This window comes from Weizmannia sp. FSL K6-0777, from assembly GCF_038593185.1.
In the GTDB taxonomy this organism is placed as follows: Bacteria; Bacillota; Bacilli; order Bacillales; family Bacillaceae_C; genus Weizmannia; species Weizmannia faecalis.
In genome coordinates this window covers 2,382,049-2,400,017 of the sequence record NZ_CP151971.1, presented here as the reverse complement: position 1 = coordinate 2,400,017, position 17,969 = coordinate 2,382,049, and the positions used below count along the sequence as shown (strand labels likewise).

Below are 17,969 nucleotides of genomic sequence, written 5' to 3'. Positions count from 1 at the left end.
TGTTTTGTTTTTGTTCGCCTCATCAGCGACAAATTTATTATATAATGCCCGGTTGAAAAAAGCAATACCTTTTTTAAAATTTTTTTGGATCCCTGGAAAGCTTGTTAAAAAAGGAGCCGTGCATGCACGGCTCCTTTTTGGAAAATAGTTTACGCAGCCATTTCAACGCTTTTTTGTCTGTCTCTTGTAAAAGCACTCACGGCAAAGGTTACAATCAGGTTCAAAACCATGGCGATGATCCCGGTATTTAAGTCTTTGACTGCTTGCGGCATAAACGGCAACAGCGTCGCAACCGTCTGATTCGTGATCGTCACATAGGAAACGACAAGTTCGCCCGCAACAATTCCGGCAAATGCTCCTGCTTTTGAAATCGGGTTATTTTTCATAAAGCTAAATACGATCGCCGGGAAAAATTGCGTAACCATGCTGTACCCCATCAACAGCAGGGCAACAATGGTTTGCCCACCGTTAAATGTGAAGTAGAGGGCAATTAAAGATACGACCGGAACCAAGTATTTGGCAACATTGGCCACTTGTGTTTCATTGGCGTCCGGCTTAAATACTTTAAACAAGTTTTTCGAAATCATCGTGGATGCGCTCATCAACAGCAGCGACCCCGGTACCAGCGCACATAACAGACCGGCAGCGCCGATGACGCCGACAAACCAGTGCGGAAAGCTTTCAATAGAAAGAACGAGCAGCGCATTATCGGTTGCTGCTCCTTCAAGTGCCGGCTTCACAGTCAGAATCGCCGCAAAACCGGCAAAGAATACGAACAACAGGATCAACTGATACAGCGGAAAAATCACCGCATTGCGGCGGAACGTTTTTTCATTTTTCGCTGTAAAGGAGGCGGCAAAAGAATGCGGCCACGTGTAAAAACCAAGTGCCGTCAGCAAAACGGTCGAAATGAACCAATATACACTCATCCCTTGGTGCGGGAGCGCAAGAAAGCCGGGTTTTGCCTGGTCAATGGCATGAAACATATCTGAAAAGCCGCCAAAATAATGAACGGGGAGATAAATGCCGAGAAAAACGACGACGGCCAAAACCAATGCATCTTTCATGACGGATGTCCAGGCTGTTCCGTGTACGCCTGAAATCGTCGTATAAATGGTTACCGCAATCACGCCGATCCAAATGGCAACGCCGGAAGAAATTGAGCCGTAAGAAGCAATGCTGACGATACTGCCGAGCCCTTTTAACTGCAAAACAAGGTACGGGATCATGGCAACGATGCCGATAATCGAAACAAGGACACCGAGTGCGGGGCTATTGTATTTTTTCGCGAAAAAATCGGATTGGGACAACAGCTTATGTTCTTTTGCATAACGCCAAATGGCCGGAAGCAGCCAATAGGAAAGAACATAGGCCAATGAGCCGTACCAGAGTATATAAAGCGTTGGCCCTCCTTTGCCGTAAGCCCATCCGCTGCCGCCGAGAAAAGTGAAAGTCGTGTAAATTTCACCGGCACTTAGCAAGAATACAAACAGTGTTCCAAAACTTCTGCCGCCGGTTGCCCACTGTTCAAGGTTCATTTGCTTGCCCCGACGGGCCCGGATGCCAAGATAGAGTGACACTAGCAAAAATACGAGGATAACAAGGAGTGCGCTGTTCATTCGGCATCCCCCCTTTGGTTTTTCGGATCGGTTTTATAGATAATGAACATCACAACCGTCGATAAAACAACCCACAACACGGTCCAGAACATGATAAAAGGCATTCCGAGAATCATCGGATCGGTACGGTTGGCAAAAAACATGCCAATGATTAAAGCAAGAAATGGGAGTGATGCAAGGACAAATTTCATTTGAAAACCTCACTTTTTTTAGTGTAAAAGGCCAACCTGAAGGAAGCGGCTGATCCTTTTCAGGCAGTTAACGTCAGGCTGGCGGCGACGAACGCTTTCACCCCGTAAGGCAATACATCCTCATCCACAGTAAAGCGAGCGTGATGGTGGGGATAAACGATGCCTTTGTCCGCATTTCCGGCCCCGATAAAAAAGAATGTGCCAGGCGCCTTTTGCTGGAATCCGGAAAAATCTTCCCCACCCATTGTTGGAACGCCGTCTTGAATGGCATCTTCGCCAAATGCCTCAACCAGTACTTCACGCAGCTTTGCCGTGACTTCCGGATCGTTGATAACGGGACGATAACCTTTCACGTATTGAAAATCATAAGCCGCTCCGTGCGCTTCTGTTACGCCTTTCACGACGCGTTCCATCAGCCGGATCACTTCTTCCTGCAACGCCGGCTTAAACGTCCGGACGGTGCCGCTGATGAAAACCGAACCGGGAATGACGTTATGCGCAGTACCGGCTATAAACTGGGTCACGGAAAGAACAACGGGATCTAAGGGATCAATATTTCTTGAAACAATATGTTGAAGGTTTGTTACAACTTGTGCACCAATTGCAATGCTGTCGATTGCTAAATGCGGCTGTGCCCCGTGTCCGCCTTTTCCGTTAATCGTGATATAGAAAGCATCCGGTGCCGCCATCATCGGTCCTGACACCAACTCGATTTTTCCAGCTTCAAGCGGTGACCATAAATGAGCGCCAATCACCTGATCCACACCGTCCATGACACCGGCTTGGACCATTTCTTCAGCCCCGCCCGGCAATTGTTCTTCGGCATGTTGGAACAGAAAACGGATTTCACCGGCGATTTGGTCTTTTAAGCCGGCCAGAATTTTCGCGGCCCCAAGCAGCATCGCGGTATGCCCGTCATGGCCGCAAGCATGCATCACACCGTCATGCTTTGAGGCAAAATCAAATGCATTTTCTTCTTGAATGGGGAGCGCGTCCATATCGGCGCGAATCGCTAAAACACGGCCGGGCTTTGCTCCTTTCAGCCGGGCTACCACACTCGTTTTTGTCGGGCGGGACAACACCAAACCCCCGAAAGATGCAAGCGTATCGTATATAAATTGCGATGTTTCGACTTCCTTGAAGGAAAGCTCCGGGTTTTGGTGCAAATGCCTCCGCCAATGGATTACATCTTCCTTGACTTGTTCGACCAATGCATCGATTTTTTCGGCTTCCAAAGATAATGCCATATCAAAATCCCTTTCTTATTCTATATTTCTATTTTCTTTATTGATTTAAAGAATTTAGAGTATTATAACATCAAATACTTTTATATTGCAATAACAATTTGGTTTTACGTTTAGCTTTCTTGAAAAAAAGGGGGACTTTCTGCAGAGGAGAGAAATAGGCATCAAACCATCTCCATTGGTTTCCATCAGTGGATAAACACCACTGATGGAAGTTTCACTTATCTTTGTTGCTCCCCCAGTTGCATGAGGGCGCCAAAATATTGTGATGCTGTTGTGAAGCAAATGAAAGCAATCAGCTCACTTATCTCCGCATCTGTTAAATACTCCTTTAAAACCGCTGTTACATTTGGAGATGTTTGTCCTTTGCCCGCAAGAAAAGCTTCAGCAAATCCGGTACATACCGCTGTTTTTTCATCGTAATCAGCGGGGTTCGGTTTGCCTTTTGCCTTACAATACAGGCAGCCATTTTTTTGTGCAAGTGTACGCCGGACTTCTTCTTTTAACTTCGCTGATAACCGGCCATCCTTTTCAAATTCATCACTGAGCTTGTTCCAGTATTTCAGAATGGACGCATTATATCCCAGCAATTGTTGAAATGGCGTATTTCCTCTTTCATGTAATGGTATCAGTGTCATGCTCATCCCTCCCAAAAATAGTGTAAAATAAAGCGTGCGGCTTTTACATACCGATTAAAAGGCATTTGATTGATTTGAATTTCAAATTGGAAAGGAATTTGAAGAAATGGATTTCATTGATGAACAAATTATACATGAATTGAAAGAAGATAGCCGGTTATCAATGAGCGAGCTAAGCAGGCGTATTCATCTATCAGCCCCGGCTGTGAGAGAGCGGGTACGACAATTAGAAGAACAGGATATCATTAAACGCTATACCATTGAACTGAATCAAAAAAAACTGGGCTACCCCATTGAAGCCATCATTGAAGCGACAATTAAAAATAATCGTTATGACGATTTTAAAAAGCAAATATGCCAGTATTCGAATGTTGATTTTTGTTATCGTATTGCTGGTGAAGCATGCTTTATGTTAAAAGCCCGCTTCCACTCATTTGAAGACGCGGAGCAATTTATTGATGAATTGCAGTTATTTGCACATTCTAAAACGAACTTTATTTTTTCAAAAGTAATTTAGGCCTTACTGAACGAATCCGATTCTGAGTAAGCTCTAGAAGAATCCATCTTTAAAAATTCGATTTTGTTTTCTCTATAATTGAATCAGCTTCAAGTGCAAATTTTATAACATCCTTGCATTTAAATTTTTGCCAAGGCTGTCAGCATCCTTGCAGTGTTTTGTCTTAAAAGGACATTTCGGGTTCGGATGCCGCGTGTTTTGTCCTTTTGGCATGTTCAAAAAGACATTTCGAGCTCGGATGCAACGTGTTTTGTCTTTTTGGCAGGTTCAAAAGGACATTTCGAGCCTAGGTGCGGCTTGTTTTGTCCTTTTGGCCGGTTCAAAAAGACATTTCGGGCTCGGGTGCAGCGTGTTTTGTCTTTTTGGCAGGTTCAAAAGGACATTTCGAGCCTAGGTGCGGCTTGTTTTGTCTTTTTGGCAGGTTCAAAAGGACATTTCGGGCTCGGGTGCAGCGTGTTTTGTCTTTTTGGCCGGTTCAAAAGGACATTTCGAGCCTAGGTGCGGCTTGTTTTGTCTTTTTGGCAGGTTCAAAAGGACATTTTGAGCCTAGGTGTGGCTTGTTTTGTCCTTTTGGCAGGTTCAAAAAGACATTTCGGGCCCGGATGCAGCGTGTTTTGTCTTTTTGGCTGGTTCAAAAGGACATTTCGAGCCTAGGTGCGGCTTGTTTTGAGTCTACGTTAAGGAAGCACGCAAAAACGAAGACCTTCCTTCACATAGGGTACGTCTACGTTAAGGAAGCGCGGAAAAAAGGCGGCCTTCCTTAACATAGAGCCCGTCTATGTTAAGAAAGCGCGGAAAAACGAAGACCTTTCTTCACATAGGGCGCGTTTCGAGTGCAAGCTTTTCCCTGCATTTTTAAAAAACTTGCATTAAATTGATGCCAAAGCTGTCAGCATCCTTGCCAAATTTAGGAATTTGGCTTATTCAGCAAGTTCCAATTTAAAACAAGATCGCTTATTTGAAAAGGTGATCAACATTTCCGGGCCATTTGACGTACGCTTCAGAAATAGGAGCATCTCTATTGACATAGTATACCGGGGAGAGGTATATTTTACATATACGAGGAGGCCAGGATATGGAGGAATTGGATATCATGATGGATGCCCGGGATGAAGCTCCCGTTTGCCCCGCCCACAGTGAACGGAAAAGCCACCATTCGGAAAAAGTGAAAAAGAACCTGGTCAGCAGGTTGAACCGTATTGAAGGGCAGGTAAGAGGGGTCAAAGGCCTCATCGAAAAAGATACCTATTGCGACGATGTCATTACCCAAATCGCTGCCATCCAATCTGCCTTAAACGGCGTGTCGAAGATCCTGCTCGAGGGCCACTTGAAAAATTGTGTCTTGGAACGGATTCAAGAAGGGGATCTCGATGTACTGGATGAATTTTTAGTAACCATACAAAAAACAATGCGAAAATAAAGGAGCGAATGGATCATGGAAAAAGTAACCTTAAATGTACAAGGCATGTCTTGCGAACATTGTGTAAAAGCGGTTAAAGGAAGCGTCGGCGAATTGTCAGGCGTGAAAAATGTAGACGTTCATTTGGCAGAAGGAAAAGTGGATGTTGAATTCGATCCGAATGAAGTGACGCTTGATAAAGTAAAAGAAGCCATTGAAGACCAAGGCTATGAAGTAGCGTAAATCCGGACAAAACGGGCTGTGCTTTCGGGCACGCTCTCTTTTTTCAAAAAAATATACCTATAGAGGGTATAAAAGGCGTCAGGAGGAATGGATATGGCCGCATCACTACAGGAAAAACAGGACGCCAGCGTCACGCTTGGCATTACCGGCATGACGTGTGCAGCTTGCGCCAACCGGATTGAAAAGAATTTATCAAAAGTGGAAGGCGTCAAAAAAGTAAATGTGAACCTGGCAACAGAAAAAGCTGCCATTCAATACGATTCGAAACAGGCGACCGTCGAAAATTTGATCGAAAAAGTGGAGAAAACGGGTTATGGTGTATTAGAAGAAAAAGCGCAGCTCAATATTATGGGCATGACATGTGCGGCATGCGCCAACCGCGTGGAGCGGGCGCTGAAAAAAACCCCCGGTGTTGTTCGCGCCGCCGTCAACCTGGCAACGGAAACGGCAAGTGTTACATACCTGCCGGGGCAGGCAAGCGCTGAACAAATGATTGCCGCTGTAAAAAAGGCCGGCTATGACGCAAAAGTAAAAGGCGAACTCGATCCGGACTATGAAAAGAAGATGCGTGAGAAAGCAAACAAAAAGCAAAAAATAAAATTTGCAGTTGGTGCTGTCATCTCCGTCTTTTTCCTGTTGCAAATGATTTCGGATATCGCTATGCATTACGGCGGCGGTTTTTCATTCCATATGAATCCATGGCTGCAGCTTTTGCTTGCTACAATCGTGCAAATTTTTGTCGGCGGCCATTACTACCGGGATGCTTACCATGCAATCCGGGGCGGGAGTGCCAATATGGCCGTTTTGGTTGTGCTTGGGACGTCTACGGCCTATTTATACAGCCTTGTTCTCACCATCCTCGGTTCCGGGCGCATGCTTTACTTTGAGGCATCCGCCATTGTGATGACGCTGATCGTTCTTGGCAAACTGATGGAAACGAGGGCAAAGGGCCAAACATCTGAAGCGATGAAAAAACTGATGGGCCTGCAGGCAAAAACGGCCCGAGTCAACCGGGGCGGAAAAGAAATTGAAGTACCGGTTGAAGAAGTCGTCCCCGGTGATATTCTTTTTGTCCGCGCCGGAGAAAAAATTCCGGTTGACGGCGTCATCACAGAAGGGGCTTCTTCTGTCGATGAGTCCATGCTGACCGGCGAAAGCATGCCCGTTTCAAAAAAAGCGGGCGATGCCGTCATCGGGGCGACATTGAACAAAACCGGTTCGTTCCGCTTTAAAGCCACAAAAGTCGGGAAAGATACGGCGCTCAGCCAGATCATTAAACTCGTGGAAGAGGCGCAAGGGTCGAAAGCGCCGATCCAGCATCTGGCTGACCAGATTTCGGGTATTTTCGTACCGATCGTCATATTGATTGCACTGGTGACATTTGCGGTGACGTATTTTGCGGCCGGATTCACCCCTGCGATGGTCAGCATGGTTGCTGTGCTCGTCATCGCCTGCCCTTGCGCCCTCGGGCTTGCTACCCCGACAGCAGTCATGGTAGGAACCGGCCTCGGTGCTGAAAACGGCGTGCTGATCAAAAGCGCGGAGCATTTGCAAAGCGCCCATCGCATTACGACCGTTGTACTCGATAAAACCGGCACGATTACAAAAGGAGAGCCGGAAGTAACAGATCTCATTCCATACGGCGGTTTTTTAGAGGATGATTTGCTTGCCATTTCCGCCGCAGCCGAAAAAGGATCGGAACACCCGCTTGGTGCAGCCATTGTAAAAAAAGCAGCTGAAAAAGGCTTGCAACTGCCAAATGTTAAGGAATTCGAAGCAGTCCCGGGCCATGGTATCCGGGTTAAAATAGAGGAAAGAGAAGTTTTGATCGGGAATAAAAAAATGATGCAGGATGCGCATATCCGGATCGACGATGTGATCAACCAAATGGAAAAACTTGAGGAAGACGGCAAAACGGCCATGCTGGTTGCAATGGATGGCGCGCTTTCCGGACTGATTGCTGTTGCGGATACGGTAAAAGAAACATCGGCAAAAGCGATCCGCATGTTGAAAGAAATGGGCATTGAAACGGTCATGATGACAGGCGATAACCGCCGTACTGCCGAAGCGATTGCCCGGCAAGTCGGCGTTGATCGTGTGCTCGCGGAAGTGCTGCCGGAAGATAAATCTAAAGAAGTTGAAAAATTAAAGCGTGCCGGCAACATCACCGCAATGGTCGGCGACGGGATCAATGATGCCCCGGCTCTTGCTGCAGCCGATGTCGGAATTGCGATTGGAACCGGGACAGATGTTGCGATGGAGGCCGCTGATATTACATTAATGCGCGGCGACCTAATGGGGATTGTCAACACAATCCGCTTGTCGAAAGCAACGATGCGGAAAATCCGCCAGAACCTGTTCTGGGCTTTTGCTTACAATGTGGTTCTGATCCCGGTGGCAGCATTCGGGCTGTTAAATCCGATCCTGGCCGGAGCTGCCATGGCCTTCAGTTCTGTGTCAGTTGTGGGCAATACCCTGTTCTTGCGCAAATGGCAGCCGGTATAAAACGACATATAGAAAATAAATAAGCCGTTATTTTGGTCGATCAAAATAACGGCTTTTTTGTTTCATTTTTTTGAATGGAGACACCTAATCCGTACTCTGTATGCAATAATATATCAGATCAGTTTGCTTTTAAAAATGATTTGAAATTTGCTGATAACAGAATGGACATGTCCAAATGGATTAACAATGTTTGTTTTAACCGCGGCACTCGTTGTGGAGAAGATTGCATACGGGCAAGCAATCATAGCGGGCATCGGCGGTTTCTCATATGATACTGGATATCCTGGGAGTGGTGAATGAAACTTGAATAGGATTCAAAGAATTAAAAACACCTATTATGCGTTCAATATTTTGTATAACATGGGGATTATGGTGTTTGGCGGGACGTTATATTTATATATGAAGTCCATCCATGATAGTTATGCTGATATTAATCTGTTTTTATCCATTTTTTGGATTGTTGGTTTTATTACGGAAATCCCGTCCAGCGTGATTGCGGATACTTTTGGAAGGAAAAAAACGCTGATTAGCAGTTGCGTGATCAGGAGTATTGGCCTGTTCCTGCTGTTTTTTGATTGGGGAAATATGGTTTTTCTTATTCTAAGTGCGATTTTTACCTTGCTTGGCGAATCTTTAAGATCGGGCACAGTGGATTCATGGATGATAGATAGCATTCGTGAGGAAGAATAGGATTATCCGTTTGAAAAAGTATTTTCTAATAACCAAGTATTCGGGACAACTTTCACCTTATTGTTTCTGACATCCAAAAATAACCGAAAGTTGACGGTATTGCCTGTCCGGAATTTGACGAGTATAATGTCCTCGTATTTATTCTTGAGAAAGGAAAAGGACATCCCCCATGATGTATAACTGTACCATCAGCTATACGGGGAATGTCCCACCAAAAATAACGATTATGGTTATTGTATCAGATTATAAGCTAATTGAAAATACTCAACTTGGTGTTTTTGGTTAGGGGTGCGGAAAAAGTACCTTCCCCTTGTTGTGGTAAACATATGAAGGTTATTGGGACAAGAGATCGAAAAGCCATTGATAGATCTGGAAAGAAGCATATTTATAATATCAGACGTTTACAATGTGAACAATGCGGAAAGATTCATCACGAACTTCCAGAATTTCTGGTGCCTTATAAAAGATATAAATCGGAATGTATTGAAACGGTTTTGACTAATCGTTCCAATCATGATATTCCGGCAGATGAATCAACACTTTATCGTTGGATAGACTGGTTTTATTTTTATGTAGAATACTGGATCCATTGCCTTGTTTCCATTAAACATCAGACCAAACAAGATGGGGACGACCTGAAAGTTTTGCCCGAAACTTCGGGGACCGCACTCCAAAGATTAGGGCGATTGGTGGGCAATGCCTCCGGATGGCTGGCGCGTGTTGTCCGACCCGTTGTAAATTTTTATTTATGGGTACATACCCGTTCTGCATTCTTGTCCGGCGGGGGTTGATTTACACTCATGGTAGATAAATAGGAAAGGAGTCTATCATGAATGGATCACAAGAAAGCAGATGAAATGGCAGCCCAAAGGTTTCAACTCATTTCTCCATTATTGGCGGATGGATTGGATGCCGGAAAAGCGAAGGAATTAAAGGAACAAATTTGTAAGGCCTCCGGCCTTTCTGAAAGGACTATCAGGCGTTATTTAACGCAGTTTCGAAAAGAAGGATTTTCAGGATTGAAGCCCAAAGGAAAGCAGTCCCAAACCAAGCCTGAGGCAGTCCCGCCACATATCATAGAACAGGCCATTCTACTTAGAAGAGAGGCCCCCAGCCGAAGTGTTTCACAAATCATACAGATACTTGAATGGGAAGGTCTTGCAGAACCCGGGCAAATCAAACGTTCAACCCTTCAGGAAAAGCTATCAGAGAGAGGATACAGTTCCAGGCAGATGAGGCTTTATTCGCAATCAGGAGTGGCAGCCAGAAGGTTTCAAAAAAGACATCGGAATCAGCTTTGGCAGTCTGATATCAAATATGGCCCGTATTTACCGATTGGCCCAAATGGTGCCAAGAAGCAGGTATACTTGGTCGCCATTATTGATGATGCGACGAGGTATGTTTTACACGGTGAATTTTATCCGACACTTGATTCCCGGATTGTGGAGGATGCTTTTCGACAAGCAGTGCAAAAATATGGTGCTCCCGAAGCCGTTTACTTTGATAATGGCAAACAATACAGGACGAAATGGATGGGGAGAACCTGTTCAAAACTTGGAACCCGGCTGGTTTACGCGAAGCCATTTTCGCCAGAAAGCAAAGGCAAGGTTGAAAAATTCAACCGGCTCATTGATTCTTTTCTGGGGGAAGTCTCACTAGAAAAGCCGAAGACATTAGAACGGTTAAATGAACTGTTTCAAGTCTGGCTGACAGAGTGTTATCAGGAGAAGCCGCATTCTGCGCTTGGGGAAAAGATAAGCCCAAGATCGGCATTTAGGAGTGACAGAAAAGCACTTCGTTTCATTGAGCCAGATACGTTGGCGGATGCATTCCTGCATTGCGAAACACGCAAGGTAGATAAATCCGGCTGTATCAGTTTCATGGATCAAAAATACGAAGTAGGCCTGGCATTTATTGGGCAGAAAGTCGAAGTTATCTATGATCCTGCGGATCTGGAGGAACTCACCATTGAGTTTGAAGGGTATTCGCCATGGAAAGCTCATAAACTTGAAATTGGTGAAAGGTCAGGGAAAAGGCCACCCCTTCCTGATCATCTTCAGCCACAGGAAGCCGATTCATCAAGATTATTAAAAGCTGCGGAACAAAAGTATCAGGAACGACAGATGGAACAAACACCAGCCGTCTCCTTCCGGGCTGTATGGAAGGAGGACGGTGAGAATGTTTGAAGCCTTCTACGGTATGACTCATACGCCTTTTTCACGGGATATTCCGACTGAAAAGCTTTATGATTCTCCTATGATGCAGGAAATACTGGGGCGGTTAAAATATACGGCTGAAAGGCAGTTATTCGCGGTTTTAACAGGCGATTGTGGGACTGGGAAAACGACGACTATCCGTAAATTTGTTGACCGGCTTGATGATGGACAATATAAAGTACTGTACTTGTCTGATTCCAAATTAACGCCTCGGCATTTTTACAAAGGGTTGTTGGAACAACTCGGGTGCGAGTCTAAATTTTATAGAGGCGATGCAAAACGGCAGCTTCATCGGGAAATTGAGCTTATGAGAGGAATTCATGGTGTTCAGCCGGTAGTGGTCGTGGACGAGGCCCATCTTCTTGATCGGGAAATGTTGGAGGAAGTCAGATTCCTGCTGAACTTCAAAATGGATGCCCAAAGCCCTATGAGCCTGATTCTTGTCGGACAAAGTGAATTATGGGACCGCCTGCGCCTCCAATCCTTCACAGCAATCCGCCAAAGGATTGATATTCAATTCAAACTGGGGCATTACGACAGAGCTCAATCTGCAGAATATATTGCCATGCATTTACAATATTCAGGAGTAACTGAGCAAATTTTCACAGATGTAGCTTTAGATGAAATCCATCGTTTTTCCGGGGGAGCCGCAAGGATCATCAACAAGATTTGTACCCACTGTCTACTTTACGGAGCACAAAACAGGCATCGAATCATTGACGATCATATGGTAAAACGTGTGATTGAAGGGGAACTTTCGTGAAATGACAATGATTTAAATTTAAGTATTAAACTCATAGGGGAAGCCACAATAAAGCGCAAACTGGCTTCCCCCTTAATTGACAACAATTCCGTCAATTTCTGGACAAATAACACCGTCAATTTCCTGCCATTTTGGGGCGCCAGTAACACCTTATTAGCGGGATATGTTGGTGCACAAGTTTTAGGGAATATCGATTTAAGCTATCCTGTTTTAGCGGGGGCTATTTTACTTTTATGCCCCATGGCCGTAGCCGTATTCTTTATGAAAGAACCGGCGCCGGTGGAACAAAAACAAGCAGGCACTTGAAAGCTGATTCAGCATCACCATGCATTTTCGCAGATGCCTAATTTTAAATATTGAGGCAAAGCTTGCTGGCAAATCGGATTCGTTCAGCAAACCCTAATGATTGGGAAATGAATCATTCGTATCATCAATCCGTTAAGATAAAAGAAGATCAAATTTTTTTGCAATTGATGGAATGTACACCATTGCGCCAATGCGGGATAGATGTTATCATAGATAGAGCATTACCGTGAAACGCGAATGGTTTTGACAATGGAATAGATTGTCTTAAAGGAGGAGCCTGTCACCAAGGGATACGTATGTCCCGCGGTGGCAGGCTTTTTTGCTTTCCGAAAAAAATGAAAGGGAGTGGTTTGATGGTAATGGGATTGACGGTTATTTTGTTATTGGTCCTGTGCCTGCCGTTTACAAAAATAGTGGAAAGGAATCTGGAAGCCTTTTTGTTCGTAATGGGCGTGGCAGCTTGTATTGTCAGCCGGTCATTTTCCTGGCATCTTGTGCAGGAAGCGCTACTGCACCCGCTCAATATCACGATTGCTGTGCTTGCGATGGGGCTTTTGTTCCGCTGGTTTGAGAAACCGATCGAAAAAGGGATCAGGCGGATCAGCCATGCGATGCCGTTTCGTTTGTTTATTGCGCTCTTTGTCATCATACTCGGTTTGCTGTCGAGCGTCATCACCGCCATTGTTGCCGCCATCATTCTTGTAGCGGTCATCCGTTTTTTGCGGCTTGACCGGAAGACGGAAGTCCGTTTGGTTGTCCTTGCCTGTTTCGCCATTGGCCTCGGGGCTGTGCTCACGCCGATCGGGGAGCCGCTTTCCACCATTGTCGTGAGCAAACTGGATGCAGACTTTTTTTACTTGCTGAGACTTACCGGCACTTCAGTGATCCCGGCTGTCATTGTTTTCGGCGTGCTGGCTGCTTTGATCGTCAAACCGGGGCAGTATTCAAGCGCCATGGAAACCGCGGCGGGAAAAGAACCGGGCATGGCCACCACGGAGGATGGAGGGTTAAAAGCTGAAACTGCTTCAGAATCATACAAGGAAATTGTCATCCGCAGTTTCAAGATTTACTTGTTTGTAATGGCGCTCACTTTGCTCGGGGCAGGATTTGAACCATTTATTGAAGCCTATTTGCTGGATCTCAGCCCGCGTGTCCTGTATTGGATCAATATGGTTTCCGCTGTTTTGGATAATGCCACCCTTGCCGCAGCCGAAATCAGCCCGGCGATGAATGATAAGGCGATTCAAGATATTTTGATGGGCCTGCTGATAAGCGGCGGAATGCTTGTGCCGGGGAATATTCCGAATATCATTGCCGCGGGAAAATTAAAAATCTCAAGCCTTGAATATGCGCGCTTTGCATTCCCGCTTGGCCTGGCAGCAATGGTCGTTTATTTTGTGATCATCCTTTTCCTGGTTTAAAATAAGGGTTTCGTAACGAAGTCCTTATTTGCCGGCAGGGGCAAAGATGGAGAAAATCCGGCTGCTGCTGAATATCCGGAACCCTTGGGCCTGGCCGGGAAAAGCAAGCGGTTTTTGCCCAGTAAAAAGCTCAATTCAGCTCTCTACTTCTGCAGCCGCAACTTCATCCATGCCGGAAATATGGCGGTATACATCCACCGTTGTATGTTTGTAGCTCGCCCGCGCCTTTAAATCGACTAAATGGGTTTGATCTTTTAAATCTTTGATCCGGATATTTTCAATTGTAATTTGCTGCTTCTCAATCGCATCGAGGACGCATGGTATGGCATCCCTGTTGCGGACGATAACTTTTATAATCAGGTCTTTATTGCGCAACTTTGTTTGCGCTGCTTTGCCCATTAAATAAGGGATGATTTCCACGCTGATGATAATGAGCACGACGCCGGCAATCGCCTCCATATAAAAACCGGCCCCGACAGCAATCCCGATGCCGCTCGCTCCCCAAATCATGGCGGCGGTGGTCAGGCCTGTAATGGTGTCATTGTCTTTTTTTAAAATCACCCCTGCCCCGAGAAAACCGATCCCGGAAACGATTTGTGCGGCAAGCCGGAGCGGGTCCATTGTAATCTGCACACTATGGGCATGGTTGAAAAGATAGGCAGACTGGATGGAAACAATGGTAAGGAGGCAACTGATAATTGAGATGACAAGGCTGGTTTTCAGTCCGAGCGGTTTCCGTTTTAATTCTCTTTCCAGCCCGATAATCAGCCCCAGCACGGCTGTAATTCCCAGTTTATATAAAATTTCCAAATCCCCAAAAACCATCCGGCTTCCCCCCTTGTAAAAAATACTGTTCAATGCTGCTTCTGCGCTATAAAATAAAAGTAAATAATCAAAAAAAGGAGAATTCGCAATTTGAATCCTTATATTGCTTTAATCGCGGGCGTACTTGCTGTCACATCCTCCGCCATTTTGGTAAAATACAGCACGGCGGATGCCGGTGTGATTGCTTTTTACCGGTTATTCTTTACCACCATCATCATGCTGCCAATCTTTCTGGCAGCCAGAAAGAAAGCGAAAATGCGCATGCTGAAAAAAGATTTGCTCTTTTCCATCAGTTCCGGGGCATTGCTCGCTTTCCATTTTATTTTATGGTTTGAATCGCTGGATTTGACATCGGTTGCAAGTTCGACTGTCCTTGTGACATTGCAGCCGGTTTTTGCATTTGCCGGCAGCTATTTTATTTTCCGGGAACCGCTCTCTCTTAAGGCGATTGTTTGTGCTGCATTTTCCATTTTCGGGAGCATCCTGATCAGCTGGGGCGATTTTTTCATCTGCGGAAAAGCGCTATACGGCGATGTTTTGGCGCTCGTCTCCTGCCTTTTTGTGACAGCTTATATGATGATCGGCCAGTACGTGCGGAAAAGGGCAGATGTAGTTCCATACACATTTATCGTCTACCTCGCATCAACGGTGGTGCTGTTTTTCTATGTGCTTTTTGCAGGAGAAGCTTTTTACCCGTATTCCGCCCGCAACTGGATCTGTTTTCTCCTATTGGCCGTTTTGCCAACGCTTGCCGGGCACTCTGTTTTTAGCTGGGTTATCAAATGGATCAGTGCATCGGTTGTTTCTGTCGCGATCTTATTTGAACCGGTAGGCGCAGCCATTTTGGCATATTTGCTTTTTGGTGAAAAAATATCCTGGTTCCAGGCAATTGGCGGGATCATCATTTTGCTGAGCATTGCCTATTTTTTGGCCCGGGATCATGCTGAAAACCGCCGCGCTGTCAGGCTGAATGAAAAAAGCGAACCGGCCCGTTAGCCCCGGAACGCTTAAGACTTCGCCGCACTTGCGAGCGTTGAAACGCTTCGTGCACCCCGTGATAAAGCGAAGAACACAAAAACGCAAGAAAGTTTTGTATATAAAAATAGTATACCGTGCCGGGTACTTGGCCTACAACTGATACACTTGCAGCAGCTAAAGGCTGTTTTGGGGATTTACTTGTGCACCCCGGGATTTGGCCGGCAAACGATTATTCCCAATGGATGCTGGCGAATTTCTGGCATTCAATCAAGAAGGCGAATGGAAAAAAGGGAGCAGCGCAACAAGAACGAAAAAAAGAAGTTCCGCGTCTTAATCGGGGGTTGCAAGTCTCTTTCGGAGAGGAAAGGATGGAGAATGAGCAAGAAAAACCAAATTTTTTTAGCGATCCTTTTAATTTTGAGTGCGGCAGGTTTCATTGCCAATATGATCCTTAGCCCTGTCCCCCGCTGGCTTAAGGCTTACAACTTGTTAGTGATCCTTGCCTGGGGTATGTTGATTTTCCGCACAGGAAAAGAAAAGGGCCGTTATTGGTAAAACTAAATCGATAAAGCCGCATGGTATGTTTGTCCTGTTTTATACAGAAAGGAAATGGAGGCGCCGGGTTTAAAATTTGCCCGCGAATTTCAAAAAAACTATTGCACAAATGCTCACGGCATGATATATTAATACTCGTCCGATAGCGAGCAAACAACATAACGTTGACAAGCTGTCTGGCATTTGATATAATAGAAAAGTCGCAGTCATAAAGATGTGACACAGATTGTTCCTTGAAAACTGGACAAAACGAAATGTCAAATTCTTTTTGAGCTTTTATCAAACATCTTTACTGAGAGTTTGATCCTGGCTCAGGACGAACGCTGGCGGCGTGCCTAATACATGCAAGTCGTGCGGACCTTTTAAAAGCTTGCTTTTAAAAGGTTAGCGGCGGACGGGTGAGTAACACGTGGGCAACCTGCCTGTAAGACTGGGATAACGCCGGGAAACCGGGGCTAATACCGGATAGTTTTTTTCTCCGCATGGAGGAAAAAGGAAAGGCGGCTTCGGCTGCCACTTACAGATGGGCCCGCGGCGCATTAGCTAGTTGGCGGGGTAACGGCCCACCAAGGCAACGATGCGTAGCCGACCTGAGAGGGTGATCGGCCACATTGGGACTGAGACACGGCCCAAACTCCTACGGGAGGCAGCAGTAGGGAATCTTCCGCAATGGACGAAAGTCTGACGGAGCAACGCCGCGTGAGTGAAGAAGGCCTTCGGGTCGTAAAACTCTGTTGCCGGGGAAGAACAAGTGCCGTTCGAACAGGGCGGCGCCTTGACGGTACCCGGCCAGAAAGCCACGGCTAACTACGTGCCAGCAGCCGCGGTAATACGTAGGTGGCAAGCGTTGTCCGGAATTATTGGGCGTAAAGCGCGCGCAGGCGGCTTCTTAAGTCTGATGTGAAATCTTGCGGCTCAACCGCAAGCGGTCATTGGAAACTGGGAGGCTTGAGTGCAGAAGAGGAGAGTGGAATTCCACGTGTAGCGGTGAAATGCGTAGAGATGTGGAGGAACACCAGTGGCGAAGGCGGCTCTCTGGTCTGTAACTGACGCTGAGGCGCGAAAGCGTGGGGAGCAAACAGGATTAGATACCCTGGTAGTCCACGCCGTAAACGATGAGTGCTAAGTGTTAGAGGGTTTCCGCCCTTTAGTGCTGCAGCTAACGCATTAAGCACTCCGCCTGGGGAGTACGGCCGCAAGGCTGAAACTCAAAGGAATTGACGGGGGCCCGCACAAGCGGTGGAGCATGTGGTTTAATTCGAAGCAACGCGAAGAACCTTACCAGGTCTTGACATCCTCTGACCTCCCTGGAGACAGGGCCTTCCCCTTCGGGGGACAGAGTGACAGGTGGTGCATGGTTGTCGTCAGCTCGTGTCGTGAGATGTTGGGTTAAGTCCCGCAACGAGCGCAACCCTTGACCTTAGTTGCCAGCATTGAGTTGGGCACTCTAAGGTGACTGCCGGTGACAAACCGGAGGAAGGTGGGGATGACGTCAAATCATCATGCCCCTTATGACCTGGGCTACACACGTGCTACAATGGATGGTACAAAGGGCTGCGAGACCGCGAGGTTAAGCCAATCCCAGAAAACCATTCCCAGTTCGGATTGCAGGCTGCAACCCGCCTGCATGAAGCCGGAATCGCTAGTAATCGCGGATCAGCATGCCGCGGTGAATACGTTCCCGGGCCTTGTACACACCGCCCGTCACACCACGAGAGTTTGTAACACCCGAAGTCGGTGAGGTAACCTTTACGGAGCCAGCCGCCGAAGGTGGGACAGATGATTGGGGTGAAGTCGTAACAAGGTAGCCGTATCGGAAGGTGCGGCTGGATCACCTCCTTTCTAAGGGGAAAAGCGTA

At 46.4% G+C, this 17,969-nt stretch carries 16 protein-coding genes and 1 rRNA gene; 12 read left to right on the top strand and 5 right to left on the bottom strand.

Annotation, left to right across the window (positions count from 1 at the left end; translation table 11 throughout):
* Positions 1–149: 149 nt before the first annotated feature.
* The 4 genes from NST70_RS11535 to NST70_RS11520 all read right to left on the bottom strand — a co-directional run bounded on the left by NST70_RS11535 (position 150) and on the right by NST70_RS11520 (position 3,692).
* The gene (locus NST70_RS11535) at positions 150–1,619 is read right to left on the bottom strand and encodes a sodium:solute symporter (protein WP_026685172.1); all 1,470 of its coding nucleotides are present in this window, start codon (positions 1,617–1,619) and stop codon (positions 150–152) included.
* Positions 1,616–1,810 carry a DUF3311 domain-containing protein gene (locus NST70_RS11530; RefSeq protein ID WP_026685171.1) on the bottom strand — a complete coding sequence of 65 codons (195 nt, stop codon included), beginning with the start codon at positions 1,808–1,810 and terminating at the stop codon, positions 1,616–1,618. The genes NST70_RS11535 and NST70_RS11530 overlap by 4 nt, the downstream gene beginning before the upstream one ends.
* A 59-nt stretch (positions 1,811–1,869) precedes the next feature.
* The gene (locus NST70_RS11525; RefSeq protein ID WP_026685170.1) at positions 1,870–3,057 is read right to left on the bottom strand and encodes a M20 family metallopeptidase; all 1,188 of its coding nucleotides are present in this window, start codon (positions 3,055–3,057) and stop codon (positions 1,870–1,872) included.
* A gap of 218 nt (positions 3,058–3,275) precedes the next feature.
* Positions 3,276–3,692 carry a carboxymuconolactone decarboxylase family protein gene (locus NST70_RS11520; RefSeq protein WP_026685169.1) on the bottom strand — a complete coding sequence of 139 codons (417 nt, stop codon included), beginning with the start codon at positions 3,690–3,692 and terminating at the stop codon, positions 3,276–3,278.
* A gap of 106 nt (positions 3,693–3,798) precedes the next feature.
* Between NST70_RS11520 and NST70_RS11515 the strand changes: the two genes are divergently transcribed.
* The 9 genes from NST70_RS11515 to NST70_RS11475 all read left to right on the top strand — a co-directional run bounded on the left by NST70_RS11515 (position 3,799) and on the right by NST70_RS11475 (position 13,752).
* Entirely contained in the window at positions 3,799–4,209 is a 411-nt protein-coding gene (locus NST70_RS11515) for an Lrp/AsnC family transcriptional regulator (RefSeq protein WP_026685168.1), read from the top strand.
* A 1,075-nt stretch (positions 4,210–5,284) separates the two neighbouring features.
* Positions 5,285–5,629, top strand: coding sequence for a metal-sensitive transcriptional regulator (locus tag NST70_RS11510; protein ID WP_013860052.1), 345 nt, complete (start codon positions 5,285–5,287; stop codon positions 5,627–5,629).
* A gap of 15 nt (positions 5,630–5,644) precedes the next feature.
* Positions 5,645–5,851 carry a copper chaperone CopZ gene (gene copZ, locus NST70_RS11505; protein ID WP_013860051.1) on the top strand — a complete coding sequence of 69 codons (207 nt, stop codon included), beginning with the start codon at positions 5,645–5,647 and terminating at the stop codon, positions 5,849–5,851.
* Between the two features lie 93 nt (positions 5,852–5,944).
* Complete coding sequence (locus NST70_RS11500) at positions 5,945–8,356, top strand: heavy metal translocating P-type ATPase (protein ID WP_342475109.1); 2,412 nt, start codon at positions 5,945–5,947, stop codon at positions 8,354–8,356.
* A 303-nt stretch (positions 8,357–8,659) separates the two neighbouring features.
* Entirely contained in the window at positions 8,660–9,046 is a 387-nt protein-coding gene (locus NST70_RS11495) for an MFS transporter (protein WP_061565795.1), read from the top strand.
* Between the two features lie 272 nt (positions 9,047–9,318).
* Positions 9,319–9,837, top strand: a complete 519-nt coding sequence (locus tag NST70_RS11490) for a DUF6431 domain-containing protein (protein ID WP_225620988.1) — start codon at positions 9,319–9,321, stop codon at positions 9,835–9,837.
* A gap of 42 nt (positions 9,838–9,879) precedes the next feature.
* Positions 9,880–11,232, top strand: a complete 1,353-nt coding sequence (locus NST70_RS11485) for a DDE-type integrase/transposase/recombinase (RefSeq protein ID WP_014096191.1) — start codon at positions 9,880–9,882, stop codon at positions 11,230–11,232.
* Positions 11,225–12,025: an AAA family ATPase gene (locus NST70_RS11480; protein ID WP_014096192.1), complete on the top strand. Its 801-nt coding sequence runs from the start codon at positions 11,225–11,227 to the stop codon at positions 12,023–12,025. Before NST70_RS11485 ends, NST70_RS11480 begins: the two co-directional genes overlap by 8 nt.
* A 659-nt stretch (positions 12,026–12,684) precedes the next feature.
* A complete protein-coding gene (locus tag NST70_RS11475) occupies positions 12,685–13,752 on the top strand; it encodes a DUF1646 family protein (RefSeq protein ID WP_315958589.1) in 1,068 nt (355 codons plus the stop codon).
* Between the two features lie 135 nt (positions 13,753–13,887).
* On the opposite strand, the gene NST70_RS11470 is transcribed toward NST70_RS11475, so the two are convergent.
* Positions 13,888–14,577 carry an MgtC/SapB family protein gene (locus NST70_RS11470; RefSeq protein ID WP_029142729.1) on the bottom strand — a complete coding sequence of 230 codons (690 nt, stop codon included), beginning with the start codon at positions 14,575–14,577 and terminating at the stop codon, positions 13,888–13,890.
* A gap of 90 nt (positions 14,578–14,667) precedes the next feature.
* Here NST70_RS11470 and NST70_RS11465 point away from each other — a divergent pair, with 90 nt between their 5' ends.
* From NST70_RS11465 to NST70_RS11455, 3 genes are all read left to right on the top strand, one after another.
* The gene (locus NST70_RS11465) at positions 14,668–15,573 is read left to right on the top strand and encodes a DMT family transporter (protein ID WP_342475100.1); all 906 of its coding nucleotides are present in this window, start codon (positions 14,668–14,670) and stop codon (positions 15,571–15,573) included.
* 357 nt (positions 15,574–15,930) lie between these two features.
* On the top strand, positions 15,931–16,110 hold the full coding sequence (locus tag NST70_RS11460; protein WP_342475099.1) for a hypothetical protein: 180 nt from the start codon (positions 15,931–15,933) through the stop codon (positions 16,108–16,110).
* Positions 16,111–16,398: 288 nt separating this feature from the next.
* Positions 16,399–17,952: ribosomal RNA gene (locus NST70_RS11455) — 16S ribosomal RNA — on the top strand.
* Positions 17,953–17,969: the final 17 nt, after the last annotated feature.

Excerpts from the sequence above, each read along its gene's own strand:
- NST70_RS11460 (WP_342475099.1), top strand. The coding sequence starts at position 15,931 with ATGAGCAAGAAAAACCAAATTTTTTTAGCGATCCTTTTAATTTTGAGT.
- NST70_RS11525 (WP_026685170.1), bottom strand. The coding sequence starts at position 3,057 with ATGGCATTATCTTTGGAAGCCGAAAAAATCGATGCATTGGTCGAACAA.
- NST70_RS11485 (WP_014096191.1), top strand. The coding sequence starts at position 9,880 with ATGGATCACAAGAAAGCAGATGAAATGGCAGCCCAAAGGTTTCAACTC.
- NST70_RS11470 (WP_029142729.1), bottom strand. The coding sequence starts at position 14,577 with ATGGTTTTTGGGGATTTGGAAATTTTATATAAACTGGGAATTACAGCC.
- NST70_RS11480 (WP_014096192.1), top strand. The coding sequence starts at position 11,225 with ATGTTTGAAGCCTTCTACGGTATGACTCATACGCCTTTTTCACGGGAT.
- NST70_RS11510 (WP_013860052.1), top strand. The coding sequence starts at position 5,285 with ATGGAGGAATTGGATATCATGATGGATGCCCGGGATGAAGCTCCCGTT.
- NST70_RS11520 (WP_026685169.1), bottom strand. The coding sequence starts at position 3,692 with ATGACACTGATACCATTACATGAAAGAGGAAATACGCCATTTCAACAA.
- NST70_RS11500 (WP_342475109.1), top strand. The coding sequence starts at position 5,945 with ATGGCCGCATCACTACAGGAAAAACAGGACGCCAGCGTCACGCTTGGC.
- NST70_RS11530 (WP_026685171.1), bottom strand. The coding sequence starts at position 1,810 with ATGAAATTTGTCCTTGCATCACTCCCATTTCTTGCTTTAATCATTGGC.
- NST70_RS11475 (WP_315958589.1), top strand. The coding sequence starts at position 12,685 with ATGGTAATGGGATTGACGGTTATTTTGTTATTGGTCCTGTGCCTGCCG.
- NST70_RS11535 (WP_026685172.1), bottom strand. The coding sequence starts at position 1,619 with ATGAACAGCGCACTCCTTGTTATCCTCGTATTTTTGCTAGTGTCACTC.
- NST70_RS11515 (WP_026685168.1), top strand. The coding sequence starts at position 3,799 with ATGGATTTCATTGATGAACAAATTATACATGAATTGAAAGAAGATAGC.
- copZ (WP_013860051.1), top strand. The coding sequence starts at position 5,645 with ATGGAAAAAGTAACCTTAAATGTACAAGGCATGTCTTGCGAACATTGT.